At 61.2% G+C, this 25,507-nt stretch carries 21 protein-coding genes and 1 pseudogene; 14 read left to right on the top strand and 8 right to left on the bottom strand.

The window, feature by feature from the left end; genetic code table 11:
* The gene (locus IB272_RS22690; RefSeq protein WP_060529211.1) at positions 1–1,638 is read right to left on the bottom strand and encodes a TIGR04028 family ABC transporter substrate-binding protein; all 1,638 of its coding nucleotides are present in this window, start codon (positions 1,636–1,638) and stop codon (positions 1–3) included.
* A gap of 331 nt (positions 1,639–1,969) precedes the next feature.
* On the opposite strand from IB272_RS22690, the gene galE reads away from it, so the two are divergent.
* On the top strand, positions 1,970–2,956 hold the full coding sequence (galE, locus tag IB272_RS22685; protein ID WP_089044804.1) for a UDP-glucose 4-epimerase GalE: 987 nt from the start codon (positions 1,970–1,972) through the stop codon (positions 2,954–2,956).
* Between the two features lie 55 nt (positions 2,957–3,011).
* On the opposite strand, the gene IB272_RS22680 is transcribed toward galE, so the two are convergent.
* From IB272_RS22680 to IB272_RS22665, 4 genes are all read right to left on the bottom strand, one after another.
* Entirely contained in the window at positions 3,012–4,028 is a 1,017-nt protein-coding gene (locus tag IB272_RS22680; RefSeq protein ID WP_192445090.1) for an acyltransferase, read from the bottom strand.
* Positions 4,025–5,308, bottom strand: coding sequence for an O-antigen ligase (locus IB272_RS22675; protein WP_192439208.1), 1,284 nt, complete (start codon positions 5,306–5,308; stop codon positions 4,025–4,027). Before IB272_RS22675 ends, IB272_RS22680 begins: the two co-directional genes overlap by 4 nt.
* Positions 5,309–5,316: 8 nt before the next feature.
* Entirely contained in the window at positions 5,317–6,588 is a 1,272-nt protein-coding gene (locus IB272_RS22670; RefSeq protein WP_192445087.1) for a polysaccharide biosynthesis/export family protein, read from the bottom strand.
* Positions 6,589–6,653: 65 nt separating this feature from the next.
* Entirely contained in the window at positions 6,654–7,334 is a 681-nt protein-coding gene (locus tag IB272_RS22665) for a sugar transferase (protein WP_034797965.1), read from the bottom strand.
* 751 nt (positions 7,335–8,085) lie between these two features.
* Between IB272_RS22665 and IB272_RS22660 the strand changes: the two genes are divergently transcribed.
* On the top strand, positions 8,086–8,364 hold the full coding sequence (locus IB272_RS22660; RefSeq protein WP_060582949.1) for an exopolysaccharide production repressor protein: 279 nt from the start codon (positions 8,086–8,088) through the stop codon (positions 8,362–8,364).
* Positions 8,365–8,596: 232 nt separating this feature from the next.
* On the top strand, positions 8,597–9,613 hold the full coding sequence (locus IB272_RS22655) for a glycosyltransferase family 2 protein (protein ID WP_060521084.1): 1,017 nt from the start codon (positions 8,597–8,599) through the stop codon (positions 9,611–9,613).
* A gap of 87 nt (positions 9,614–9,700) precedes the next feature.
* On the opposite strand, the gene IB272_RS22650 is transcribed toward IB272_RS22655, so the two are convergent.
* Entirely contained in the window at positions 9,701–10,648 is a 948-nt protein-coding gene (locus IB272_RS22650) for a polysaccharide pyruvyl transferase family protein (protein ID WP_034797971.1), read from the bottom strand.
* 86 nt (positions 10,649–10,734) lie between these two features.
* Entirely contained in the window at positions 10,735–11,700 is a 966-nt protein-coding gene (locus IB272_RS22645; RefSeq protein ID WP_060610506.1) for a glycosyltransferase family 2 protein, read from the bottom strand.
* Between the two features lie 121 nt (positions 11,701–11,821).
* Here IB272_RS22645 and IB272_RS22640 point away from each other — a divergent pair, with 121 nt between their 5' ends.
* The 9 genes from IB272_RS22640 (at position 11,822) to IB272_RS22600 (ending at position 23,198) form a co-directional block, all read left to right on the top strand.
* Positions 11,822–13,306, top strand: coding sequence for a lipopolysaccharide biosynthesis protein (locus IB272_RS22640; RefSeq protein WP_060529218.1), 1,485 nt, complete (start codon positions 11,822–11,824; stop codon positions 13,304–13,306).
* A 408-nt stretch (positions 13,307–13,714) separates the two neighbouring features.
* Entirely contained in the window at positions 13,715–14,830 is a 1,116-nt protein-coding gene (locus tag IB272_RS22635; RefSeq protein ID WP_090297405.1) for an acyltransferase, read from the top strand.
* Positions 14,827–15,615, top strand: coding sequence for a glycoside hydrolase family 16 protein (locus tag IB272_RS22630; protein WP_192445185.1), 789 nt, complete (start codon positions 14,827–14,829; stop codon positions 15,613–15,615). Before IB272_RS22635 ends, IB272_RS22630 begins: the two co-directional genes overlap by 4 nt.
* A gap of 99 nt (positions 15,616–15,714) precedes the next feature.
* Positions 15,715–16,938, top strand: a complete 1,224-nt coding sequence (locus IB272_RS22625; RefSeq protein ID WP_112983636.1) for a glycosyl transferase family 1 — start codon at positions 15,715–15,717, stop codon at positions 16,936–16,938.
* Positions 16,935–17,915 (top strand): glycosyltransferase family 2 protein, encoded by a 981-nt coding sequence (locus IB272_RS22620; protein ID WP_060521079.1) that lies wholly within the window; start codon positions 16,935–16,937, stop codon positions 17,913–17,915. The genes IB272_RS22625 and IB272_RS22620 overlap by 4 nt, the downstream gene beginning before the upstream one ends.
* Positions 17,912–18,838, top strand: coding sequence for a glycosyltransferase family 2 protein (locus IB272_RS22615; RefSeq protein ID WP_060529220.1), 927 nt, complete (start codon positions 17,912–17,914; stop codon positions 18,836–18,838). Before IB272_RS22620 ends, IB272_RS22615 begins: the two co-directional genes overlap by 4 nt.
* Positions 18,838–19,854 carry a glycosyltransferase family 2 protein gene (locus tag IB272_RS22610; RefSeq protein ID WP_192445085.1) on the top strand — a complete coding sequence of 339 codons (1,017 nt, stop codon included), beginning with the start codon at positions 18,838–18,840 and terminating at the stop codon, positions 19,852–19,854. The genes IB272_RS22615 and IB272_RS22610 overlap by 1 nt, the downstream gene beginning before the upstream one ends.
* A gap of 4 nt (positions 19,855–19,858) precedes the next feature.
* Positions 19,859–20,764 (top strand): UTP--glucose-1-phosphate uridylyltransferase, encoded by a 906-nt coding sequence (locus IB272_RS22605; RefSeq protein ID WP_034798018.1) that lies wholly within the window; start codon positions 19,859–19,861, stop codon positions 20,762–20,764.
* Positions 20,765–20,837: 73 nt separating this feature from the next.
* Positions 20,838–23,198: a polysaccharide biosynthesis tyrosine autokinase gene (locus tag IB272_RS22600; RefSeq protein WP_192445083.1), complete on the top strand. Its 2,361-nt coding sequence runs from the start codon at positions 20,838–20,840 to the stop codon at positions 23,196–23,198.
* A 28-nt stretch (positions 23,199–23,226) separates the two neighbouring features.
* Here IB272_RS22600 and IB272_RS22595 read toward each other — a convergent pair whose 3' ends face one another.
* On the bottom strand, positions 23,227–24,681 hold the full coding sequence (locus tag IB272_RS22595) for a TrkH family potassium uptake protein (RefSeq protein WP_034798022.1): 1,455 nt from the start codon (positions 24,679–24,681) through the stop codon (positions 23,227–23,229).
* A 350-nt stretch (positions 24,682–25,031) separates the two neighbouring features.
* Between IB272_RS22595 and IB272_RS22590 the strand changes: the two genes are divergently transcribed.
* Both IB272_RS22590 and IB272_RS35625 read left to right on the top strand, forming a co-directional pair.
* On the top strand, positions 25,032–25,271 hold the full coding sequence (locus IB272_RS22590) for a hypothetical protein (protein ID WP_112983565.1): 240 nt from the start codon (positions 25,032–25,034) through the stop codon (positions 25,269–25,271).
* A 122-nt stretch (positions 25,272–25,393) separates the two neighbouring features.
* Positions 25,394–25,507: pseudogene (locus IB272_RS35625) on the top strand (porin); the annotation flags it as partial.

Here is a 25,507-nt window from a genome sequence, read left to right as displayed (position 1 = left end):
TCAATGTTCAGCAAGCCAGGTGCTGTAGAAGCTTGGACGCCCGACGGCCTCGAATGCCACACCCTGGACGTAGGGCGCACCTGCATAGGCCTGCGGCTCCTCGAAGATCGGGATCGCATAGGCTTGATCGACGACGTAATCCTGAACCTCGCCGGCAATCGCGAGGCGCTTCTGGCGATCCGGCTCGGACGCGAGCGCATCGAGCAGACCATTCAGCTTGGTATCGACGAAGCTCTGGACCTTGTCGCTAAGCCCGCCCTTCTGGCGCAGCACATCGCGGTTCTTCGGATAGTACTGGCTCTTGATCACATCGGGATCGGCACGGCCGACCATGGCAGGCGACACCGGCGTCTTCAGCGGATCGAGATCATCCACCGTCTTGCTGCCGCTATCGCCGGCAAGAACGCTCAGCTTGACGCCCACCTTTCCCCACTGCTGCGCGACCAGTTGCAGCGTTTCCTTGTTCTGCGGCTGCGGCAGCGATTCATAAGCTGTCAGCACCAGTTCCTTGCCGTCCTTCTGGCGCAGACCGTTGGCGGCGACCGACCAGCCCGCTTCATCGAGCAGGGCCTTGGCCTTCGCCGGATCAAAAGCGAGCTTGGCCGAGATATCCTTGTAGCCGAGGGCCGACGACGCGATGATCGAGGTTGCCTGCGGATAATTGGCAGAAAACAATGTGGTGACGATTTCCTTGGTGTCGGTCGCATGCAGCAGCGCCTGACGCACCCTGATGTCGGACACCAACGGGTTGTCTGGGCGGAAGACGACACTGTTGTTCACCCCGCGGGTGGAAGGCGCGTAGATCTGATAGTCCTGCGCCTCGACTTGGCCCTCGTCATAGGCCTGGACCTGGCGGATGAAATCCGCCTGCCCTGCGAGCAGTGCACCAATGCGCACGCTGTCTTCACCGGTGATGATGTACTTGATGCCGTCGAGATAGGCGCGGCCCTGGTGTTCGAGTTTGGCCGGGCCCCAATTGTATTCGTCGCGCGCCTTCAGGTTCAGTTCCTTGCCGATCGTCTCGCTCTCGACGACGAATGGGCCGGAGCCGATGATTTTCGTGGCGTCGCCGAGTTCTTCGAAGGGCAGCGCCAGCGTGCTTGCCGCGACCAAGCCCGAGCCGATCACGGACGTTCCCTGAAGGAACCCCGGCGACGGTTTCTTGAAGTAGAATTTGACCGTCAGCGGATCGACGACTTCGCTGCGCTCGTAGTTGTTGATGACCTCGGAGACCGGCTGCTTCAGGGCTTTGTTGCCAAGACCGAAGACGTCGTAGTTCTTGGCAACCGCAGCCGCGTCAAGCGGCGAGCCATCGGAGAACGTCACGCCCGGACGGATCTTGAACGTATATTCGGTCGCATTCGCGTTGACCGTCCAGGATTCAGCGATCCAGGGCTCGATCTCCAGTGTCTTCGGGTTCTGATAGGTCAGCTTGTCGGTGATCTGGTTGAGGATGCCACCGTTCGGATAAAAGCCGCCGGCCGGCGGGTAGAGGTTCGTATGGGCCTGCTGCTCAAGATAGATCAGCGTACCGCCCTTGACCGGATCTGCCGCTTGCGCCTGCGCGTCGCTCAGAGCCAGGCCAGTGGTCGCAAGTGTGGCGAGCGTCAGTGCCAAGCGTTTCAGTTTCGTCGTCATGAGAGCCTTCCTTCAGAAATCTGGAGGCTATGGTACGACTGCGGCTGGCGTAATCAATTAAATCTAGTAAATTAATATGCTATATGTTTTACCCGAACCGAAAGAAGCATCTAGCGCGCCGTCGCCGGGGAGATAATTGTCCCTTCCCGCATTTTTCCCACCAATTTTGAAGGGCCGGGATCGACGGAAGTGTGGAAAGAAGCCCGCTGGTAACCACCGCCACATACGCGACATGGACACGTGCTTGATTGCGCGCGGCATTGACACCATTGTCGTCATCCGTTGAAAAATCTTGGCAATTTCTCTGAACCTCCCAAGGATCGTAAGCATCATGGAAAGCAATAAAGTCCTCGTCGTCGGCGGTGCCGGCTACATCGGCTCGCATACGTGCCTCGAACTCGCCAACAAGGGTTTCGAGCCTGTCGTTTACGACAACCTTTCGAACGGCCACGAAGAATTCGTCAAATGGGGCGTGCTGGAAAAGGGTGATATCCGCGACCGAAAGCGGCTCGACGAAGTCCTTGCCCGTCACAAGCCACGCGCCATCCTGCATTTTGCCGCGATGATCGAGGTGGGTGAATCGGTGAAAGACCCGGTTTCCTTCTACGACAACAATGTCATCGGCACGCTGACCTTGCTTTCGGCTGCCCTTGCCGCGGGCGTCGAAGCTTTCGTCTTCTCTTCGACCTGCGCCACCTATGGCCTGCCGGAGAGCGTGCCGATCGACGAACAGCACCGCCAGGCGCCGATCAACCCTTACGGCCGGACCAAATGGGTGTGCGAACAGGCACTGAAGGACTACGGGCAGTACAAGGGCCTGCGCTCGGTGATCCTGCGCTACTTCAACGCCGCTGGCGCCGATCCGGAAGGCCGCATCGGCGAGTGGCACGAGCCGGAGACGCATGCCATCCCGCTCGCCATCGACGCGGCCCTCGGCCGACGCCAGAGTTTCAAGATCTTCGGCACGGACTACGACACCCGCGACGGCACCTGCGTGCGCGACTACATCCACGTGCTTGATCTTGCCGACGCCCATGTGCGCGCGGTCGAATACCTGCTTTCGGGCGGCGACAGCGTCGAGCTCAACCTCGGCACAGGCACCGGCACGACCGTCAAGGAACTGTTGACGGCGATTTCCGAGGTTTCGGGACGCGAATTCCAGGTCGATCTCGTCGACCGCCGCGAAGGGGATTCGACCACCCTGGTCGCCAACAACGACAAGGCGCGCGACATTCTCGGCTGGGTTCCGAAATACGGTCTCACCGACATCACGCGCACGGCCTGGAACTGGCATTCCCGTCGTAATCAGGGTGTCTGAGATACAGACCACGTCTGGCGCGGCGGTGATCGCCGCGCCAGACGGCTCCGATTTGTCAGGCCGTGTGCTGCACCGGCCTTGAGAAAAAACCCGAGCGCAGCCGTGTGGCCAGCGGCTTCTCGATCAGAAGATAGGCGAAAACGCCGAGCGCGGTCCCCGCAATGACCGCCAGCAGCGCCGATGTGAGCAGCCCTATACCCATCATTCCACAAGCCTTGACCACGACCGAAATCGCAAAGGTGTGCCAGAGGTAGATCGAGTAGGATGCGTCGCCGAGCATCATCGGCAGCCTGCTGGGGCGGAACCAGCCCTGCGCTTCGAGCGCCAGCGTTCCCAAGACGAGCATGACGGCCAAAGGCCCGAGGATGAATTCGTCGAAAGGCAGGCGAAGCACGGCGACCGCCGCAAATCCTGAAAACGCGCCGGCGACAAGCATAAGGCCGGACATTGCGCCGGGCACCCTGCCTCTCAGCCACAACTCGGCGACGATCATGCCTGCCACGAATTCAAGAATGATCGGCCGCGTATAGGTGACGAAGAGCGCGCTGTCGCTGTCGACGGCAACGCCGATGGCAACCAGCGCCGAGAAACAGCCAGCGATCGCCGGCAGCCGTCTCGACCGCGGCAACAGCAGTGTCAAGGCGAAGACCGCATAGAAGAACATCTCGTAGTTCAGCGTCCACCCCTGCACCAGCACTGGCCAGATTTCGCCGCTGCTTGGCGATCGCATGGGAATGAACAGCAGCGAGGAAAGCACATGCGCGTTGCTCAAGACCAGATTGGGAAACAGGCCAACAACGCCGCCGATGACCATGACCGCGGTTGCGAGCCAGTAGATCGGCGCGATCCTCTGGATGCGATCGCGGAGGAAGGCGAGCGGTGACACCGGCCGCCGTTCGCTGATCACCCACATGATGAAGCCGCTGATGACAAAGAAGACGTCGACGCCGGCAGCACCAATTGCGAAGTGGTGCCCGGTGCGCTCGGCGGCATGAAAGACGACGACCCCGAGCGCTGCGACGGCCCGCAGATACTGAATGCCGTAGATCGTTGTCGTCGGGGCGCTGATCATTGATACCTCAGTCGTAGCGGGATCTCCGATACGGCCGGCGCCGGACGATCTTCGACGCTCTGGTGCGTGCGCGCTTCCGGTAAAGTCAGCTTTCCGGCGGCGAAATAGAGCAGGAACGAGCCGATGTGATAGGGGTTCATGATGTCGATTTCGACGAAGGACCGCACTAGCAGAAGCAGCGCTATGCCGAAGAGCACGGAAGATTGCGTGTCATGATCCTGCGTCAACAACCGCTTGGTATGCCCGAGCACGGTTATCAGAAGGATGCCGGACAGAAGCACGAGCCCGATCGCGCCGGTCTCCACCATCGCTTCGATAAAGGTGTTGTGGAAGTGGAAGCCGGAGCGCGTGGCAATATAGAACTCTTCCCACAGGCGTTCGGGCTCCGAGAAGCCCTGGACCCAATAGGCCTGATAGCCGACACCGACCAGCGGTGACGACATGGCCGCCTCGATGCCCTGCTGCCACAGATAGGTCCGTCCGGTTAGGGTGGAATCCTTGCCGAAAAGCCCGAGGACAAGATCGACGCCCCCACCATAGATGGCCGCAACGGCGACCATGACGCCACAGACGGCGGCGGCGAGGAAGAGCCCCTTGCGGTGTGCCGGCGACAATAGTCCGACCAACCGCATGCCCAGCCACACCCCGATGATGACCACTGTGGTCAACACCGACGTCGCCGATTGCGAGGCAAAAAGTGAATAGGCCGACAGCAACGCGACCAGGCTGGCTGCCGCGAACCACAGGCCGCGTTCGCCAAGCGCGATCGGCGCGACAAAGGCGAAATAGATGCCGAGCGAGGCGTAGAATCCCAGCTGGTTCTTCGAGGCGAAAGCGCCGACGAAGCTGTAAGTGCCGTCGAGAGGATCGAGGTGGTAGACGCCGAAGAGGAGTGAGTAGACGAGAACGACGCCGGTTCCGGCAATCGCGCCGCGCACCAGGGTCCTGATGCCGACAACCCGCATGGCAATCAGGGCGCAGATCACGTGGGAGAGATACTGTATCCCCGTTCGCGCCGTCATACCGGGCGCCGCCGACCAGAAGACCGACAGGCAGGCGAAGATCGCAAATCCTAAGATCCAGAGGCGGATTCCGTAGTTGCCGAGCACACGACGGTAATCGACCAGCACCAGCGGCAGCCACAGGCCATAGTAGAGCAGGATCGACGCCTGTCCGAAGCGCGAGGAATAGGCGAAGACGAAGAGCGATAGCGCGATCGCAACAGTGCCATAGACACCATTGCGATCGGGAGAAATCAGGCTCGCCTTCGAAATTTTCACAGCCGTTCCTACTGCGTTGCCAGGTTGGCTTCGACCTTGATCACGTCACCCGGCAATACAGGCGTATTTTCGTCGGCGGAGATCTCCGTCGGCTTTCCGTCGCGCTCGCGCATGATCGAATAGGCGATCGTCGCCTCCGCCGTATTGTCCTTCGACTGCGCGGCTTCGGCCGATTGCAGCAACGCTTCGGCCATCAAGTCGCGGCTGGTGCCGAGCTTGATCGAAAGCGTGTCGAGTTCGGCCTCGGTGTTCTGCAGGTCCTGCGCCAGCTGAGCGTCCCAATCGTTGCGAAGATTGGTTTCGTCCTGGCCCGCCTTGCTGACATCCTGTTTCGCCTTCAGCGAAGCAGTATCGATGTCGAGAAGGGCGGCCTGCAGTTCGGCTACGCGCTGCTCCAGGGACAGCTTGCGCTGGCTGAGCGCCAGGCCCTTTTCGGCGAGGCTTTCGACCTTCTCGCGGTCTTCAACGACGAGCTCGAGCTGGCGGTTCTGGGTTTCCGTCTTCTTTGCCAGCGACTGGATTTCGCTTTCGAGCAAGGACTTCAGATCGGCGAGCGACTCCAGTTGCAGCTTCTGCTTCCTGTCACGCGAGGCCATCAATGCGGTCTCGTTTGCGAGAAGCTTGTCGATACCGGGAACACCCTGAAGGTCCTTCGGCAGTTCGATGCCATCCTTTTCGGCGATCTCAGCCTGAAGGCGGGCGCGACGGATCAGCAGCCGGTTGCGCTGGGACGTCTGGACGCTCGAATCGCCATGCGCATTTATGTAGTCGCGCGCAAAGCGCTGGCCGCTTTCCGAACGGCGCAATCCGCCGCCAAGGCTTACGGCCTTCAGCACCGTCAGATTGGGGGCAAAAGGATATTCGCCGGGCTTCTGCACCTCGCCCGCGAGATAAACCGGGCGGTACTGCGCGAGTTCGACGGAGGCGGACGGCCGATCGCGCAGACCGAAGAGCGTCTGCATCTTCTCGCCGATCGCTTCACCAACTTCGGTCGTCGTCTTGCCCGCCGCCGGCAGGTCGCCGATGAAGGGCAAGGATAGAGCACCCGAAGGACCAACGGTGTACTCGCCGCTGACGACCGACCAGTCGCGGACAGCCCCCTCCGCGGTCTGCCATTCGGCCACGCGAATTTTCAGCCTATCCATAGTGCCGAGCTGATACTCATCGGCCCAAGCCGGAAAAGCACAAGTGAGCGCCGCGGCGATGAAAACCGCCCGGCGCAGGAAACGGGGTAGCGTGCGCGGCATGCGCGACTTTCCCGACAGATGATGTTCTCTCATTTGGGCTTCCCGAATGAAGGCGCCTTCCCGCGACCGGTCGCGCGGGCTTTCCAGGCGCTGTTTCGTCAGTAGCTGCCGCGCGAAAGGCAAACGGCGGGTATGGTTCTGACAACGATGGAGAAGTCCTTCAGCAGCGACCAGTTCTGGACGTACTGGGTATCGAACGCGATGCGGGTTGCGTAGGATACGTCGTTGCGCCCGCTGATTTGCCAAAGGCCGGTAAGGCCGGGTCGGGATTGCAGGTAGTAGACGGCGGCGCTGTCGTAGAGCTCCAGTTCGTCCTCCACCACCGGGCGCGGGCCAACCATGCTCATTTCACCGCGCACGATGTTGACGAGCTGCGGCAGTTCATCAAGGCTTAGTTTGCGCAGGACACTGCCGACGACCGTGACACGCGGGTCGTCCTGCAGTTTGCGCGTCGCGCGCCATTCCTCGTAGGCGGCCGGATTGGCCTTGAGGTAGTCCTGCAGGATACGGTCCCCATCAGGCCGCATGGTGCGGAACTTAAGGCAACGGAACGACTTGCCGTTATGGCCGATGCGGCGGTGGCCGTAGAAGATGCTGCCGCCGTCGGAAAACTTGACCAGCGCCATGAGCATCAGGAACAGCGGGCTTAAGAAAACGAGGGCGAGGGAAGCGGCAAGCACGTCGAAGCCACGCTTCGAAACGCCACCCACGGGTGGGATTGCCGCAAACTCTGCGGCACTGAAAAACGGCGAATTGGCCGATCTGGTCGCAGACTTCATAGAGGTGACTCCATTTACGTTTGGCGATTTGTCGGTCTCCCCAGGGGGGCCTACAGCCCACACTGGGGCGCGCTCATCGTGAATAATGAACGTCCGGTAAGGATTTGCTTTTTGAAGGCGAAATAAAGGCGAGTATCCGAGCAGGGGCCAAAATGCGTATATCACCACTTTCGAATATGAAATATTTCTCGTGACAGGCGCTGTTATATTATTGCGAGAAACAGTATCACCTCGCACGTATTCCTGTATTGTTTCTGGCGCGCCAAATTACATTTCCGGAGAAGTGGCGATATCTTCGCAGGCCGATGTTTTCCTTGAGCTTCGGGAGCGTGATTTCCCCTGCTCCAAAATTAACGGTCGTCCGTATTTCCCAAATTTTGCTGCGTCGCACCAAGTCTTCGCGGCGCACACAAAGACTCGCAACATCGTTCAAACTTGTAATAAAAGTTGATCAGCACGTGAGTGTGGCGGCAACCATCGGGCGATGCGGAGACCGTCTCCCGACGGGAGGTGGAAAATCAGCTGCCGAGCGCAGGCTCGCGTCACAATGGCGTTCGAGGCCAATCAACTGATTTTGATTCGATCGACGCTGCTCGAAACGCGACATAAAGATTTGCCTGTTTCTATGTGCCAAAGCGGCGGCTATTGCCGGTTGCAGCCGATGTCCGTCGCCAATATATTAACATTTGCAGAGGAAAGGCCGATTTTGCGATGACGTCTGCAGCGATAGAACCGATTGCGAGCTAGTGCCATGTACGCACCACGCGTCTTCGTGAGTATGATCGGCGCCCTGACGGTTTTTGCTGTCGTCACCTATTTCCTCAATGGCTCTCTCACATCCACGCTGATCCAGACGGCGATCTGTGCGGTCCTCATTCAGATCGGCTATTTCCTCGCGGTCGTTTTCCTAATCTGGAGGAAAGCGCGCGAGCGCGGAAAAAAAGCGGCTGAAGTGCTGCAATCGGCCAATGACGACAAGCCGGGCAGCAATAGCCACCGCCTGGACCGGCCCGGTCACTTCAATCGTTGACCGCACGGCCGGACAAGCCTGCCTCGCCATTCTTCAAAAAAATCGCCTTTGACGCGGTTGCGACATGATCGCCCTGCATGGTGCGGCCCGTTACGGCAAGATTCCATGCCGGGCTGCATGATCTAGCCGGTCGCCAATGACCCGGCTGCGTCATGCAGCGATCGAGAACTGGTGCAGTCCACTTGGCCCCTAGGCGCCGCGCTGCCCGCGAGACACGATACTGGAGGCCCCCATGACCACAGTCGCCCGGACAGATGTCTGCGTCATCATTGCTGCGAAGAATGCCGAGGCGACCATCGCCCGCGCGGTCGCGTCGGCGCTGGCCGAACAGGAAACCGCCGAAGTGATCGTGGTGGATGACGGTTCCACCGATCAGACCGTCGCCGCGGCGCGATCTGCCGACGATCACAGCGGACGGCTGACGATCGCACGCTTTGAAAGCAATCGCGGTCCTTCAGCAGCGCGCAACCATGCGATTGCCATCAGCCGCGCCCCGGTCCTGGCGATCCTCGACGCCGACGATTTCTTTCTACCGGGCAGGCTCGGCAGGCTGCTCGCAGTAGAGGAGTGGGATTTCATCGCCGACAATATCGCCTTCATGGGCGAGGCCGCAGTGACTGGTGCGGCTCCAAGGGTCGATGACTTCCCGCCACGGCCGCGCCTTCTCGGCCTCATTGATTTCGTCGAGGGCAATATTTCGCAGCCGGGCGTGAAACGTGGCGAGATCGGCTTCCTGAAGCCGCTGATGCGCCGCCGCTTCCTCGATAAGCATGGCATCCGCTATCAGGAGGCGCTTCGTCTGGGGGAGGATTATGACCTCTATCTTCGCGCACTGGCCAAAGGTGCACGCTACAAGGTCATTCAAAGCTGTGGCTATGCGGCGATCGTGCGCGGCAATTCGTTGAGCGGCAGCCACCGGACCGAGGATCTAAAGCGCCTCTACGAGGCCGACCGCGTTATACTCGCGGCAAACGACCTCGACGGTGAGGCAGCGGCTGCCGTGCGACGGCATGAGCGTCACGTGCGTGGCCGCTACCAGCACCGCCACTTCCTCGACCTCAAGAAAGAGCGCGGTGCTATGGCTGCGATCGGTTACCTCATGCGGCGCCCGGGCGCCGCGCCGGCCGTCACCGCCGGTATTTTCGCCGACAAGACGGAGCGCTTCAGGCCGCGCCAGGATGCGGCACCGGCGGGCGGAGGCGCGGCAGTGCGCTACCTTCTGCCCATCGGCGCGGAGCACGCGCGCTAGCACCACGCGTTGCGGCGTCGGCGCCACGTCGAACATCGCGAGCGGAATACGCTCCGGCATCTCGTCCGGAGCGTCGTTTGTCACATCCTAGAAGTAGGCGCGCCGTACGGCGGCCAACGCATCCTGGAAGCGTTCCTTGCGTTCGGCGAGCCGGCTGTCGCTGCTCAATTGCGGCTCTGCGCGAGTGGCCTGCCAAAGTGCAAGCGTCGACGGCGCCGCAAGCACCTGCTTGGCCGCGCTGCGCAAGAACGTCTGACGCGGTTCTCTGGCCGCGACGATCACCTCGCCGTCGGCGGATCGCAGGTTCGCAGCCTCCGGCACGGTCTGCGCCTCGAAGCCCATGCCCCAGAAACGTGCGCCCTTGATCATGGCTTCGGTGCGGCTGGAGACCGGAACATGGCGGGGACGGTATTCGACGCCGACGGTTTTTGCCCAGTCGTTCCACTTGAAGCTGTTGATGCTGTCCGACGTCGTCACCGCCACCCAGGGAACGCGGAATGCATCGGCAAGAATCGCCCCATGCATCGATTCGGCGACAATGAACTCCGATTGCGCGATCTCGCGGATCACGCTCTTGGCCTCGCCGCGCGGGTCGATGTAGTGCATGCCGACGGTGCCGCAGGTGACGGGCCACATACCGGCGATCGCACTTTCCCAATGGGGAATGAAACTGCGCTTGTATAGCTTAGGCAGGTTCCGGAATTCCGGCATGTCGGCGACCATGACCGCGGGATCGACAATACCGCGCTCCGGCGCAAGGCCGATCTTCTCGGCTGTCAACGGCCCGCGCACACAGCGAAGGTCCCATTCGGCGGCATCCCGCATGTCCGGCAAGCTGCCGTAGCCGAAACCGCTGCCGATAACGAGCTTGCGGACGCCATCAGGCAGAAGCGCGCGGTTGAGCACCGTGCCGACGCCGACAAGGAGGATGTCGTCATGGACATCGCGAAAACCCGGCAGCAGGAAATCCCAAAGCCAGAGGTTGAGGTCGTCGCCGAAATTGCCGTGCTGAGATTCCCAGTAATAGGGCTTCATGGGCGGTCCCTTCTTTCAAATGCGAGATAGGTTCGATGCCGCGCCTGGCGGGCTTGTTCTTCCTCCAAAAGGAGTTTCTGTCCGGATCAGCGTGAACGGGAAAACTTGCCGACGGCAAGCTCGAATGCGCTTTGCAACAGCTTGGGATCGCGCAGGACCCAACGTGCCAGCAGTCGAAACTGCGGCGACTTCCGCCGCTTCAGCCGGCGCGCCTGGCTCCAGAGCGCCTGACGACGGGCCGTGTGCTGGTAGGACTGGATCGACGCGACGGCCGATGGCTTGCGCGAAAGCCGGTGCTCAAGCGTCTCGAGGGCAACAAAGGTGTTGAACTGCTGCTGCAGGAATTGCGGCGAATCGTTGTCGATCGAGTGGAAGATGTTGATGCCCTCCCCGCGCACGGCACCGGCTGCATCGCAAAGCACGACACGATTTGCCGCCAGAATGCAGTCGCAGAAGAACAGCACGTCCTCGGCCGCGAGACGCAGCTCGGCATCAAAGCGCACCGTCTCGAAAAGCCGGCGACCAACCACCATGCAAGACAGGTGCAGGAAGCTCCAGTTCCGCAGCATGACATTGGAAAGATCGGGAATTTCGACGACAAGCGGGCTTTCCTGCAAGCGCACGACCGTATCGCTTGCCTCGAGATCGGCGATGCCGAAATGGTAGTAGAACGCCTCCCCGCCTGTTATCGACGCCCAGTAGCAGTCGGCACCAAAGCGGCTCATGCTGTCGACGGCATTCTGGAGATGATCGGTGGTCCAGATGTCGTCGGAATCGAGGAACGCGGCGAACGCCGCGTCGGCCGGAACGTTGTCGAGCCCGGTGTTGCGCGCGCCGCCTGGACCCTTGTTGTCCTGCCGGATCACCGTCACGCGCGCCCGCTCGCCATCGGCAAGCGGCCTCAACTCCTCGTCGATCGAGTAGGGAGATTGATCGTCTATCACCAGGACATGGAAGTCTTGATAGCTTTGGGCAAAGACGGACGCGAGAGCGCGCCGAAGAATACCCGGCTCCTTCTGGTAGTAGGGAATAATAACAGTCAGCTTCGCCATCTTTTCGCCCCTGCGGTTTCTCTAAAAGAGTATTTCGTGGTCTCCTCCCACCGGGTCGCGACCTCAAATCTAGCGCTTGCCCTTTGTCGGAAATCCTTCAAAGGCATCACGGGATGCTCACATGCCTTCAAACGTAAATGCCAAGTCTGTGACTCGGAACGTCGGCTGGAGCGTCCTTTCAAAGACAGGCACATTCGGGCTGAAGTTTGTCACCGTGCCGATTCTTGCCCGTATCCTGACGCCCGAGGAGTTCGGAACGGTCGCCGTCGCGCTCACCGTCGTGCAGTTTCTGGCGATGATCGGCGGCGCCGGTCTTGCCTCCGCTCTGATCATCCAGCGCGACGAGGACATGGAACTCATCCACTCCGCTTTCTGGGCCAATCTGGTGGTTTCGCTGATGATGGCGCTTGGGCTTTTCGTCTTTGCCGGACCGCTGGCGAGCCTGCTCGGTGCGCCGGAGGCAAGCCATCTGCTCCAGATCATGAGCCTGCTCATCCCGTTGCAGCTTGCCGGCGATGTTGCCTATTCACTGCTTGCCCGGCGGATGAATTTCAGCAAAGACGCGGTCTGGACCATGCTCTCCGAAATCCTCGGCGCGCTCATCGCGGTCGGGGCGGCGCTTCTCGGCTTTGGGGTGTGGTCGCTGCTCGCCCAGCTTTTCGTTTCTGCATTCATCCGTTTGGCCGGTCTCTACGCCGTCTCCGGCTATGTCCCGCGTTTCGTGTTTTCGGCACGGCGCGTACTTTCGCTCTGCCGCTTCAGCTTCGGCATGATGGGCTCCGAGATCGCCAACTTCGTCACCTTCCAATCGCCGATGGTCGTCATCAGCCGTTATCTCGGCCTTTCGGATGCCGGCGCCTATTCGGCGGCGAACCGCTTTTCCAGCATTCCGAACCAGATCGTCCTTTCAGCAGTCATGGGCGTTCTCTTTCCCGCCTTCAGCCATATGGGCGAGGATCGCCAGCGGCGCTCGCAAGCGCTGATGCTCAGCACGCAGGTCACCACCGTGCTGCTCGCGCCGATGATGTTCGGCCTCTGGGCGCTTGCCGAGCCGGCGATGCTCGTGCTCTTCGGACAGCAATGGGCCTCAGCCTGGCCGGTGCTCGGCCTGCTCGCCCTGTCGAAGGGCCTGCTGACACCCTGCAGCACCTACATTCCCTATCTCAAGGGTATCGGCCAGGGCACGACCCTCTTCTGGTGGGCGGTGATCCGGGCAATCGCCACCACTGCCGCCGTCGCCTATGCCGCGATCGGCGGATCGCTCGTCGAAGCGATGATCGCCCTCTGCCTCGTCAACCTAGCGACGCTTGTCGGCTATTCCTGGGTTGTCTTTCGCGCCGACCAGCTGCCCTTCCTGCGCGGGTTCCTGATTTCGGTGAGGCCGCTGGTCTCGGCTTTCATCATGGCTGTCGTCGTAAGGCTGCTGCTGGACCACTACGGCACGCTTCTTCCAAGCGCGGTGCTCCAGGTTCTTGTTGGCGCCGCGATCGGTGCCCTGATCTATCTGGTGTTGGTACTCGTTACCGAACGGTCGCTGCTGGCAAAGCTCACCGATATGGTTCGTTCCCGCGGTGCTTCGAGCTCGGTACCAGCCGCCGCCGAATAACGGCTGGAATAGCGCTAAAGACTGCCCCACCCTTGCCGCATTTCGGCGAGGAATGAGATCCGCGGCATTGTCTCAACTGAAAAACAGAAGAAAAAGCGCACAACTTTTCGGCGTTACATATGCGCATTAACAAGCAGAAGCATCAGAAAATCAGCGGCCGTTAATATTCCGCAACTGACGCCCTCGTCATGGTTTTTTCCCAGTCCAAGTGCGGGGATAGGCCTATTTTCCTAGTATTGCCGCGATTTCTAATGCTGCACCGCAGCAAACCAAGGCCGATTCGTTTGCTGCGGCGCCATATTTTGATCCGTGCCCGAGCCTAATCTTCTGGGTGCGGGCTCTGGTCTGCTCTGTTGAAACGGCCGCTTCTAAACGCGCTGCCAGATGGGGGTGACGGATATCGTTGATGTGAACGCGAATATCTCCTCGCGGATCAATCTGATGCGCATCGTGCTGATCTCAGGCATTGTCTTTGTGCATGTGCCTTATGATCCGGCGACCAGTCCGTATGTCGGCACCTATGGCGGCATCGACTGGTTGCGCATTTTCTTGGGCGACAGCCTCTTCCGTGTCGGCGTCCCCTGCCTCAGCGCAATTTCCGGTTATCTCCTATTCCGTCGCGGTCTCGAAAATTTCGACTATGGCCGGACGCTGAAGACCAAGGCTCGGACGGTACTTTTGCCATTCCTGTTGTGGAACCTGGCGTTTCTCGCGCTGGTTTTCGTCGCGCAGAGCAAGGACATCAGTTCGGGCTATTTGCCGGAGGTCATCGGAGCCAGCCCCAGAGAGTGGCTGAGCTTTGCCTTCGCGCTCGAGGATCTACCAATCAATCTGCCGCTCTATTTTCTGCGCGACCTCCTGCTTTGTATCGTTCTTTCGCCAGCGCTCGCCTGGCTGATCAAGCGCTATCCGGCACAGACGCTCGCCGTCCTCTTCGCCTATGCGGTGCTGCCCGTTCCGAACGGCATCTTTTTGAAGAAGTCGATCCTCTTCGGGTTTAGCGCCGGCATCTACATGAGCCTGCATCGCATCGATGTCCGCAGCTTCGATCGCTTTTCCTGGCCGATTACCATCGCGTTCCTGAGCGCAGCCGTGCTCCTGTCCATCCTGCTCTATCAGTTTGGCCCGAATTTTCCGGTGTGGCTCGAGATGCTGCGCAGCCTGATAGCGATTTCCGGCATCGTCGGTTCCTGGGCGGTTTCGGCACTTCTCGTGCGGACAAACATCGGCGCTCAGCTTTCGCGCGGCAGCGGTCTCAGCTTCTGGATCTTCTGCACGCACTTTCCGCTACTCGTGCTCTTCTGGATGATCTGGAACCGCTCGGACATCGGCTACTACCCGGCGTTTTACTGCGCGGTTCCGCTCATAACAATCGCCTTCCTCGCGGGCGCCTACGCTCTTTCCGCGCGCTGGCTGCCAGCCCTCACCGCCATTCTCACCGGCAGCCGGACCGGCTCCGCCCGCGACATGCGTGCGCGGACAGGGGCTGTTCGCGCCGGTCCCTCCCCCCAGCAAAGGACCTGACCATGAGATCGAAACGACCTCACCGCCTCGCCCTGCTCACCCTTGTCGCCGTCGGCCTTGCCGGTCCGGCCATGGCCGAAGAGACCACGACGGGTGCGTCTTTCATCGACAACTTCGATACACTCGACACCGCCGTCTGGTACGTCTCGGACGGCTGGAACAATGGCGCGCATCAGAACTGCACCTGGTCGAAGAAACAGGCGAAGGTCGTCAACGGCATCGCCGAACTGACGTTTGCCGAAGGAAAACTCGGCGAGCGCAATTACGCCTGCGGCGAAATTCAGACGCGCAAGCGCTTCAGCTATGGCACCTACGAGGCGCGGATCAAGACGGCCGACGGCTCGGGGCTCAACTCCGCCTTCTTCACCTATATCGGTCCGGCCGACAAAAAGCCGCATGACGAGATCGATTTCGAAGTGCTCGGCAAGAACCCGGCAAAGGTCCAGATCAATCAATACGTCTCCGCCAAGGGCGGCAACGAGAAGCTGGTCGACGTGCCGGGCGGCGCCAACCAGGGCTTCAACGACTACGCTTTCGTCTGGGAGAAGGAGCGTATTCGCTATTACGTAAATGGCGAACTGGTCCACGAGGTCACCGACCCAGCAAAGATCCCGCCCAATCCGCAAAAGATTTTCTTCAGCCTTTGGGGAACCGATACCCTGACGGATTGGATGGGCGCCTTTGCCTACAAGGGTCCCTCGATGATGCAGGTCGACCGGGTCGCCTTCACCGCGCCGGGAGACGAGTGCCAGTTCCCCGAGTCGATTGCCTGCAAAATAAACTAGCCGACGATCGGGAGCCGCGTCGGTGGGCGTGGCTCTCGCCGCTGCAAGGCGCAAAATTTGAACCATGTCCGGCGCAGCCGGACAGAAAACTGGATGTTCATGCTGCAGATACTTTACTTCGCCCAGGATCTTGCCGACCCCGCCGTTCGCCGACGCGTGCTGATGTTGCTTACCGGCGGAGCAAAGGTGACGCTTGCCGGGTTCAGGCGCGACGCAAACCCGCTCGCGGCGATCGAGGGCATCGTCCCTGTCGAGCTCGGCAACACCCATGACGGCCGGTTCGTCCAGCGCGTCGGTGCGATCGCGAAGAGCTGTCTCTCGCTGAAGCAGGCGCTGCGCGGCGTCGAACGTCCAGACCTGATCATAGCCCGCAATCTCGACATGCTGGCTATCGCCAGGAAGGCCGTCAGCCTCTTCGGGGGCGACGTCCCAATCGTCTACGAATGCCTCGACATTCACCGCCTACTCCTTTCCCCCGGCATCGCTGGCAAGGCGTTGCGGACAAGCGAGCGCCTGCTCGGCCGTGACGCGCGCCTTTTGATCACCAGTTCTCCCGCCTTCGTCGAGAACTATTTCCGCCCGTTATCGGGTATCTCGGCACCGACCATGATGCTTGAGAACAAAGTGCTCGAGCTCGACGAAACCGATGCGCGACCATCGGTGACCGCTGCCGCCGCACCGACACATGGCCCATGGCGGATTGGCTGGTTCGGTGCTCTGCGCTGCCGCAAATCACTTGCGCTGCTGGCGGCCTTCTCGCGCCGCATGGAGGGTCGCTTCGAGATCGTGCTGCGCGGCCGGCCGGCCTATCGCGAGTTCGACGATTTCGACGGCTTCATCCGCAACGAACCTTTCATGACGTTCCACGGCCCCTATCGCAGCCCGGAAGAGCTTGGCGCGATCTACTCCGACGTGCACTTCACCTGGGCGATCGACTTCTTCGAGGAAGGTCAGAACTCCAAATGGCTGCTCCCGAACCGGCTCTATGAAGGCTGCCGCTTCGGGCGGGTGCCGATTGCGCTTCGCGGCACCGAGACCGCGCGGTTTCTGGCCATACGTGGCCTTGGCGTGCTGCTCGAAGAAGCTGATGCCGACGCGCTTGCCGCGCTCATGGGGTCGATGACCTCCGAGATTTACGACGCCACATCCCGGCGGATCGCCGCCTGCGCGCCGGAAACCTGGATCTTCAATCGCAGCGATTGCGAGGGCCTCGTGCGCCGTCTGTCGGCCGTCACGTCCGCCGCTCCGCCGCGCATCGCGCTGGACTTTCCGCAAGCACATCAAAACACCTCAACGCCCCAAAACGAAGGTGGATTGTCATGAGCATACGTGTCCTCATCGTCATTCCCTGCCTCAACGAGGCGGAACATCTGCAGGGCCTCGCCGAAGCCTTGCTACCCGCGGCAAGGCGCCTCAACGGCGCCATCCTGATCGCCGACGGCGGCAGCACCGACGGCACCCGTGAGATCGCGGCGCGTCTCGCCGAGAAGGATCCGGCCGTGCTGGTGCTCGACAATCCGAAACGCATCCAGAGTGCTGCGATCAATCTCGCCGTCGCACGCCATGGCACCGATTTCGATTATATGATCCGCATCGACGCGCACGGCACCTATCCGGATGACTATTGCGAGCGCCTCGTCGAGGAGGCTCTTCTGACCGGCGCGGACTCCGTCGTCGTCGCCATGCAGACGGTTGGCTTCACGCCCTTCCAGAAGGCCACGGCCTACGCCCAGAATTCCAAGCTCGGCAATGGCGGCGCCAAGCACCGTCTCGGCGCGGCGAGCCACTGGGCCGATCACGGTCACCATGCACTGATGCGCATTTCCGCCTTCCAGGCGATCGGCGGCTACGACGAGATCTTCAGCCACAACGAAGACGCGGAGTTCGACTATCGCTTCCGCCAGGCGGGCTATCGCATCTGGATGACCGACCGGACCAGCATGGTCTACTACCCCCGCGCCAAGGTCGGGCCGCTCTTCCGCCAGTACTTCGCCTATGGGCGCGGACGCGCGCGCAATGTGTTGAAGCATCGCGCCTGGCCGAGCCTCAGGCAGTTGCTGCCGCTTGCCGTCGCTCCGGTCGCTGTCGGCGCACTGCTCGCGGTCGTCAGCTGGCTTGCGGTCGTTCCGGTCGTGCTCTGGGCTGTGGCCTGCATCGGCTACGGCATGTGGATGGCGCTCGGCCAGAAGAACCCCTACGGCCCGCTCGCGGCCATCTCGGCAATGGTCATGCATTTTGCCTGGTCGGCCGGCTTCTGGCGGGAATTGCTCACCACGCGTAACCGGAGGGTGGCACCATGACCAACACCGTCGCCCGGACACAGATCGACATAGCGGTGTGCACGTTTCGCCGGCCGGAGCTTGCAGAAACGCTGCATTCCCTCGCGCTCATCACCGTGCCTGCCGATGTGGCGATCCGCATTATCGTCGCCGACAACGACGTGACGCCGAGCGCGCAGGCGCTCGTCAACCAGATGCGCCCGACCATGCCTTGCCAGATCCTCTACGTGCATTGCCCGGCGTCGAACATTTCCATCGCCCGCAACGCCTGTCTCGACAACAGCACCGGGCACTATCTCGCCTTCGTCGACGACGACGAGACGGTGTCGAGGACCTGGCTCGTGCAATTGCTCGATACCGCCCTAACGACCGGCGCCGATGTCGTGCTCGGCCCGGTTCGTGCCGAATACACGCTGTCTGCCCCGAACTGGATGCGCCGCGGCGATTTTCATTCAACCCGGCCGGTCTGGGTCGATGGCGAGATCCGCACGGGCTACACCTGCAATGTTCTGATCGATCTCACTCGCCCGGTCGTCTTCAACAGGCGGTTCAATCTGGCGCTCGGGCAGACAGGCGGTGAGGATACGGAGTTCTTCCGCCACATGCATGCGGATGGTGGGCGTCTGGCCTATGCGCCCGATGCGCTGGTCTTCGAACCGGTACCGGAGAAACGCGCGCGACTTGCCTGGCTTGCAAAGCGTCGTTTCCGTTCCGGCCAAACCCATGGCCGGCTCTTGAGTGAACCGGGCCAAGCCGGCAGCCGAGTTGCCGAAATCGTCCGCGCGACGGCGAAATCAGGCTATTGCGCCATCGCAAGTCTTATGCTGCTCGGATCGCCGGTCGCTCGCTCGCGCTACGCGCTTCGCGCAATCATGCATGCGGGCGTCGTCAGCGGCCTCATTGGTGTGCGCGAACTCCAGCAATACGGAGCGGCGACCGCTTGATGACGCAACGCGCGCCCGACGTCAGCTTCGTCATCGCGGCCTATAATGCTGCCGACACGATCCGACGCGCCATCGACAGTGCGCTTGCGCAGAAGGGCGTCGACGTCGAGGTGATCGTCGTCGACGATTGCTCGAAGGACGAGACCTGTGCGGTCGTCGAAGAACTCGCTGATCCGCGCGTGCGGCTGCTGCGACTTGCCGAGAACCGCGGGCCCGGCGGCGCGCGCAATACCGGCCTCGAAGCGGCCCGTGGCGACTGGATCGCCATTCTTGACGCGGACGACACGGTTAGCCCTCAGCGGCTGTCGCGCATGATCGGCCTTGCTTCCTCGACCGAAGCTTCGATTGTGGTCGACAACATCGACGTCCTCAATCTCGATGGGCGGCTGGAGCGCATGTTTCCCGAAGCCGAGCTTGAGCGCCGTCGGACGCTGACGCTTGCGGCCTTCATCGGTTCCAACGTGCTTTTCCGCTCCACCTTCAATTTCGGCTACATGAAGCCGATCTTTGAGCGCCGGTTTCTGAACGAACATCGCTTGCGCTTCGAGGAAACGATCCGCATCGGCGAGGACTACATCCTGCTCGCCTCGGCGCTTGCCCATGGCGGCCGATGCGTCATCGATCCCTCGGCCGGCTATTGCTATCACATCCGCGAGGGCTCGATTTCGCGCGTGCTCGAACTGCGCCACATCGACGCGATGATGACGGCCGACCGGGAATTCCTTGCCAGGCACACGCTCGATGCCGAGGCGCTAGCGATGCAGCGCCGGCGCGACAAAAGCCTCGTCGAGGCGCACGCCTTCCTTCGCCTTGTCGAACACCTGAAATCCAAATCGTTGGCCGGAGCCACCCAGGTGGCTCTGACCAACCCCAGAGCGCTTCGGCACCTCAGAATGCCGATCGCCGTGCGATTGCGCCGGCTACTTGCGCCAATCGCACGCATGAAGCCTGCCACCTCGACGGTGGCGGCCGAACGACCCACCTCGGGCGAAAGCCCACACGTAAGTAAAGGATAAGACCATGGACCGTATCAGGACCGTTAGGAAAGCTGTGATCCCGGTCGCCGGCAATGGAACGCGGTTTCTTCCCGCGACGAAGGCGATACCGAAGGAGATGTTGACGATCGTCGATCGTCCGGTCGTGCAATATGCGGTCGATGAAGCCCGTGAAGCGGGCATCGAGCACATCGTTTTTGTGACCAGCCGCAACAAGCAGGCGATCGAAGACCACTTCGACGACACGCCTGAACTCATCTCGTCGCTGACCCGCTCCGGTAAGAACGCCCAGATTTCCGAACTGGAGCAGATGCTGCCGCGCGCCGGTTCCGTCAGCTTTACCCGCCAGCAAGCGCCGCTCGGCCTCGGCCATGCCGTCTGGTGCGCCCGCGATCTCATCGGCGACGAGCCCTTCGCACTGCTCCTGCCGGACATGCTCTGCCACGGCGGACGCGGCTGCATGGCCGGTCTTGTCGACCTCTACCGTCAGACCGGCGGCAACGTTGTCGGCGTCGAGCAATGCGCTCCGGAAGATGCCTCGAAATATGGCATCGTCGGCAAGGGTACGGCCGTCCCCTATGGCTTCGAAGTCACCCAAATGGTCGAAAAACCGCTTATGGGCGAAGCCCCGTCCAATTTTTATCTGAATGGTCGTTACATCCTGCAGCCGCAGATCTTCGACATACTCGCCCATCAGCCGCGCGGCGCCGGAAACGAGATCCAGCTAACCGACGGCATGCTGAAACTGTCGCAAAATCAAGCGTTTCACGCTCATCCCTATGATGGGCGCACGTTCGACTGCGGCTCCAAGGAAGGCTTCATCGCGGCCAATGTCGCCTTCGCGCTGGCGCGTTCCGATCTCGGCGACGCGGTCTATGCCTCGGTCAAGGACATGGTCCTGTCTCACGAAGGCCGCATCCGCGCCGCATAACTGGCTTCGGCGCCTCTTTTGAAAAGAAGAGGCGCCAGCCTTCGGACCAAAGGGAAACGGACAGAGCGACCCAATGAATCAAAGAAGTCTCCCCTTCAACAGTGTCGTACCGCGCAACGTGGAGGAGCCCGACGGCTTCATCGACCTCGATCGTCTGTTTTCGGTCGTCTTGCGTCGCGCCAGAATGGTCGGCCTGTTTGTGGCGCTCTTCATCGCGCTCGGTGTCGCCTACCTGGTCTTCGCAACACCGCTCTACACATCGGCAACGCAGGTCCTTCTCGACGAGAACCTGTCGAAATTTGCCGAAGAACAGGCGCCGCCGCAAAACAGCGCCCTGCTCGACACCCAGATTGCCAGCGCCGTGGAAATCCTGAAATCCGGCGAACTCGCCCTGCGTGTCGTCGACAAGATGAACCTTGCCGACAACGATACCGTCCTCAATCCACCGCGCTCGCCGTTCGACGTCGTCAAGGACGGGTTGAAGTCCGTTACGGGCATCTTCTCGAGCGGGCCGGAGATTTCCGAGGATATGGCCCGCAACGGCCGGAGGCAAAAGGCGGCGGCACTGCTCCAGCAGGGACTGGCCGTCGAACGCGTGACGCGAAGCTCCGTCGTCTCGCTTGCCTATCGTTCCAGCGATCCGCAGCTTGCCGCCGGCATCGTTCGCACCTATGCCGACGCCTATCTCAACGACCAGCTCAACGCCAATTTCGAGGCGACCGAACGGGCCTCGGTCTGGCTGCAGGAACGTCTTGCAGACCTTCGGCAGCGCACGCAGACCGCGTCGCTCGAGGTCGAAAAATACCGCAGCGAAAACGGCCTGACGCTTGCGCGCGGCGAACTCATGTCGGAACAGCAGCTCGCCGATCTCAACAGCCAGCTGATCATTGCCCAGGCCGATAGCGCAAGCGCTTCGGCGCGCTACAAGCAATTCCAGGCGATCGTCGACCAGGGACCGGAGACGGCGGTCAAGAACGCCACGATTTCCGCCAAGGAGGGTGACAACTCGGTCATCCGCGATCTGCGCACGCGCTACCTTGCGGTCAGCAAGCGTGAACAGGACGTCAGCCAGAGCTTCGGCGCCGACCATCCGCAGGCCGTGTCGCTGCGCAAGGAGAAAACCGATGTCGGCCGCCAGATCTTCCAGGAACTGCAGCAGCTGACGGCAAGCTACCGCAACGAATACGAGGTGGCGCGCTCACGCGAAGCGTCGCTGCGCGAAAACATAGAAGGCACCACCGGCCGCAACGCAAATGCAAATGTCTCGCTCGTGCACCTGCGCGAACTGGAGCAGCGGGCAGCCGCGCTGAAGACGCTCTATGAGACCTATCTGAACCGCTACGAGCAGGCCTCTCAGCAGCGCTCCTTCCCGATCGCCAAGGCGCGGGTGATTTCCAGCGCCGGCGTCCCGGCCTCGCCTTCGAGCCCGAAGAAGACGATGGTGCTGGCCCTTTCGGCGGTACTCGGCCTGATGGCGGGCGGCGCGTTTGCCGCCTTCCAGGAGTTCCGCGAGCGGACGTTCCGGCTCGAAGGCGACGTGCGCGCCATCCTCGGGCACCGGTCGTTCGGCTACATTCCATTGGTCGGCCCACGTCACCCTGGAACGACGGATCTCGTTCGCGCCAAGCTGATGAAGAACAAGATGCCGCCACCGGTAACGCAAGGGGCGCCGTCGTTCGAGCGCCTCAGCCGCATCGTGCTCGACGCTCCACGCTCGTCCTTCACAGAGACCTTCCGCAACGCCAAGCTTGCCTGCGACCGTATGCTGACCGGCAACGGCTCGCGCGTCATCGGCATCGCTTCGGCGGTGCCCGATGAAGGCAAGTCGATCATCGCCGCGAATTTTGCAGCCCTCCTTGCCGCAAGCGGCAAGAAGACCCTTCTGATCGATGCCGACATCCGCAAGCCGGGTTTGAGCAAGATGATCAATCCGCCACCGAAGGCGGGTCTGGTGGAAGCGTTGACCGGGCAGGCATCCTGGCCGGCGGGCATCAAGATCGACCAGCAGACGAAGCTTGCGATCCTGCCGGTCGGAGGTGAAGCCGTGGACGGAAATGGCCCGTATGACAGCCATGAGCTGCTTGCGTCGCCGGCCATGGCCGAGCTTATCGACAATGCACGCAAGTCCTTCGACTATGTCGTCGTCGACCTCGCGGCACTCGCCCCGGTCGTCGATGCCAAGGCCTTCGCGCCGCTTGCGGACGGCTTCCTCTATGTCGCCGAATGGGGCCGGACGCCGTCGCGCCTGGTGCGCGACCTCTTGCATTCGGAGCCGCAGATCAATGCCAAGATCCTCGGCGTGATCCTCAACAAGACCGATATGCAGGAACTGGCAAAGTACAGCGACTTTGGCGGTGCCGAGCATTATCGCCACCGCTATGAGAAGTACTACATCGAAAGCGCCAGCACTCGCCGCAAGACCGAGGCCGCTTGACAGGGCGCGCCTCGTTTCGACCTGTCGCTCAGTCCCTCCAGAAGAGCGGTGTCAGGATGACCAGGACCGTCAGGATTTCCAGTCGGCCGAGCAGCATCATGAGCGACAGGAGATAGAGCGCCGGGTCGGTCAGCGTCGAGAAGTTACCGGCCGGCCCGATGATCGGGCCGAGCCCGGCGCCAACGTTTGAAAGCGCCGTTGCGACCGCCGACACCGCCGTGACGAGATCATAGCCCATCGCCCCCATGGCGAGGCTCCCGAAAGCCCAGATGAACATGTAGGCCGTGAAGAACATGAACACGGTGCGCTGCACGTCTATGTCGACAAGTGTCTTGCCGTAGCGCACCGTGTGGACCGCATTGGGGTAGATCAGCTTGAAAAGACCGGCGCGGATTGAATTGAAGATGATGATGAAGCGGTAGGCCTTCATGCCGCCCGCCGTCGAGCCGGAGCAGCCGCCCATGAAGGTGGCGGCAAAGGCAAGTGCGACGATGAACTCACCCCAGAGCATGTAATCGTCGCTGGCAAAACCGGTGGTCGACAGGATGGACGAGACGGTGAAGAAGCCGTGCGCCAAAGCCTCATGCGCCGAGACCCCGTTGACGATCCGCTGGTAGAGACTTGCGGCGAGCGCAAGTGCCGTCAGATAGGACAGAAAGACGATGATCTGCGGATCCTTCAGCGTATCGAGCCGGCCACGAACGATGAAGAGGATGAGCACCGAAAACGGCAGGCTGCTCAGCGTCATGAAAAAGGTTGCGACCCAGAGGATCGGCAGGCTGTTGAAGTAGCCGAGCGAGGCATCGTGAGTGGAGAAGCCACCGGTTGCGACCGTCGACATAGCATGGTTGATCGCGTCGAAACGGCTCATGCCCAGATAAGAGAAGATGATCGTGCACGTCACCGTCATCACGACATAGATCAGGATGAAGGCGCGCGTGAAGGTGACGATGCGGGCGAACGGCTTTTCGGTGGTGTCCGAGGACTCCATCTTGAAGAAGGACATGCCGCCGACCCTGAGATAGGGCATGACGAAGAGCCCGAGCGCCACAATCCCGATACCGCCGAGCCAGTGCAGAACCGAGCGCCAGAGAAGAATGCCCGGAGGCGCATGGTCGAGCCCGCTGATGACGGTCGAGCCCGTCGTGGTGATGCCGGAGACCGATTCGAAGAAGGCCTTGGCGAAATCGAGCTTCAGCGACGACAGCCAGAAGGGCACGGCGCCGACGAGAGACACGACGATCCAGAGAAGATTGACGACCAGAAAGCCCATCTTGCGGCTGAACAGCGGCGAGCCGCCCTGCGTGGCGGCGATCGCCAGAAGCGACAGACCACCAGTCGCAAAGGCCGAACCGGCAAACACCCTCCAGTTGGGATGACCATAGAACAGATCGACTGCGGCCGGCAGCAGCATCGCGAGCGACAGATAGAACGCGGCCTTCGCGGCGATGTTGATCGCGGTCTGATAGAGGGGTGCATGCAACGGTTGATCGCCTCAGCGCTTGTCCAGGACCGAATCGGTCCTCTGGATTTGCGGCCATTCAACCTCAAAGGCGGGCGATTCGCACCGGCTAGGGGCAGAGAACCCGCTGAAGACCTCGGTCAGCCCCATAGTTTCGCCAATTTTCACATGGGCGCGACAATCGCGTCAAGGCATTCCCGGCAAATGCCGCGCGAAAGGCGTTATTTGCATGCGGCACCGCGGCATTTTACCCATTTAATTGTAACTCACGAAAAGATCACGGCTTTTGGCCGCAACAAGTCATCACCTTGACTTATTTCCGCGTGTAAAGCCTGCTTCATCCATTCCACATGCAACCTTGAGCACAACCGATGACCCCCGCCCGTTTCACCCAATGCCTTCTCGTTCTTCGTTGGACGCCGATCAATCTGGCAAGCGCTCTCCATTGCAACCTTGCATGGATCGAGGCGATGGAGACCGGGGACGAAAAGGTGCCGGAGGAACTGGCGACCTGGTTGGAAACGCTGGCGCGAACCCACGAGGAACTCGGTATCCCCGTTACCTACCGTGGCAAGGGGCTTGAGCCTGCGACGAACCGCGCAACGCGGTGATAACTACTCGCTGGTCTCGTTGGGTTCACCAGGTTCTCCGCGCCTTCAAAAGCCGAGCGCTCGGCGCTGACGATCAGCCGCATCCGCCAGAACGCGGACCTAATTTTGTCTGGAGGTCAGAAATGAACATCAAGAGCCTTCTTCTCGGCTCCGCTGCAGCTCTCGCAGCAGTTTCCGGCGCTCAGGCAGCCGACGCAATCGTCGCAGCCGAGCCGGAGCCCATGGAATACGTTCGC

It is taken from the genome of Ensifer sp. ENS08 (assembly GCF_014852195.1).
Classification (GTDB): Bacteria; Pseudomonadota; Alphaproteobacteria; order Rhizobiales; family Rhizobiaceae; genus Ensifer; species Ensifer adhaerens.
The sequence above is the reverse complement of the archived record's forward strand: the minus strand, read 5'-3'. Positions and strand labels throughout refer to the sequence as shown.

Bases quoted from the DNA above. Each gene is read 5' to 3' on its own strand.
- IB272_RS22690 (WP_060529211.1), bottom strand. From the start codon at position 1,638: ATGACGACGAAACTGAAACGCTTGGCACTGACGCTCGCCACACTTGCG.
- galE (WP_089044804.1), top strand. From the start codon at position 1,970: ATGGAAAGCAATAAAGTCCTCGTCGTCGGCGGTGCCGGCTACATCGGC.
- IB272_RS22680 (WP_192445090.1), bottom strand. From the start codon at position 4,028: ATGATCAGCGCCCCGACGACAACGATCTACGGCATTCAGTATCTGCGG.
- IB272_RS22670 (WP_192445087.1), bottom strand. From the start codon at position 6,588: ATGAGAGAACATCATCTGTCGGGAAAGTCGCGCATGCCGCGCACGCTA.
- IB272_RS22665 (WP_034797965.1), bottom strand. From the start codon at position 7,334: ATGAAGTCTGCGACCAGATCGGCCAATTCGCCGTTTTTCAGTGCCGCA.
- IB272_RS22660 (WP_060582949.1), top strand. From the start codon at position 8,086: ATGTACGCACCACGCGTCTTCGTGAGTATGATCGGCGCCCTGACGGTT.
- IB272_RS22655 (WP_060521084.1), top strand. From the start codon at position 8,597: ATGACCACAGTCGCCCGGACAGATGTCTGCGTCATCATTGCTGCGAAG.
- IB272_RS22650 (WP_034797971.1), bottom strand. From the start codon at position 10,648: ATGAAGCCCTATTACTGGGAATCTCAGCACGGCAATTTCGGCGACGAC.
- IB272_RS22645 (WP_060610506.1), bottom strand. From the start codon at position 11,700: ATGGCGAAGCTGACTGTTATTATTCCCTACTACCAGAAGGAGCCGGGT.
- IB272_RS22640 (WP_060529218.1), top strand. From the start codon at position 11,822: ATGCCTTCAAACGTAAATGCCAAGTCTGTGACTCGGAACGTCGGCTGG.
- IB272_RS22625 (WP_112983636.1), top strand. From the start codon at position 15,715: ATGCTGCAGATACTTTACTTCGCCCAGGATCTTGCCGACCCCGCCGTT.
- IB272_RS22620 (WP_060521079.1), top strand. From the start codon at position 16,935: ATGAGCATACGTGTCCTCATCGTCATTCCCTGCCTCAACGAGGCGGAA.
- IB272_RS22615 (WP_060529220.1), top strand. From the start codon at position 17,912: ATGACCAACACCGTCGCCCGGACACAGATCGACATAGCGGTGTGCACG.
- IB272_RS22610 (WP_192445085.1), top strand. From the start codon at position 18,838: ATGACGCAACGCGCGCCCGACGTCAGCTTCGTCATCGCGGCCTATAAT.
- IB272_RS22605 (WP_034798018.1), top strand. From the start codon at position 19,859: ATGGACCGTATCAGGACCGTTAGGAAAGCTGTGATCCCGGTCGCCGGC.
- IB272_RS22600 (WP_192445083.1), top strand. From the start codon at position 20,838: ATGAATCAAAGAAGTCTCCCCTTCAACAGTGTCGTACCGCGCAACGTG.
- IB272_RS22590 (WP_112983565.1), top strand. From the start codon at position 25,032: ATGACCCCCGCCCGTTTCACCCAATGCCTTCTCGTTCTTCGTTGGACG.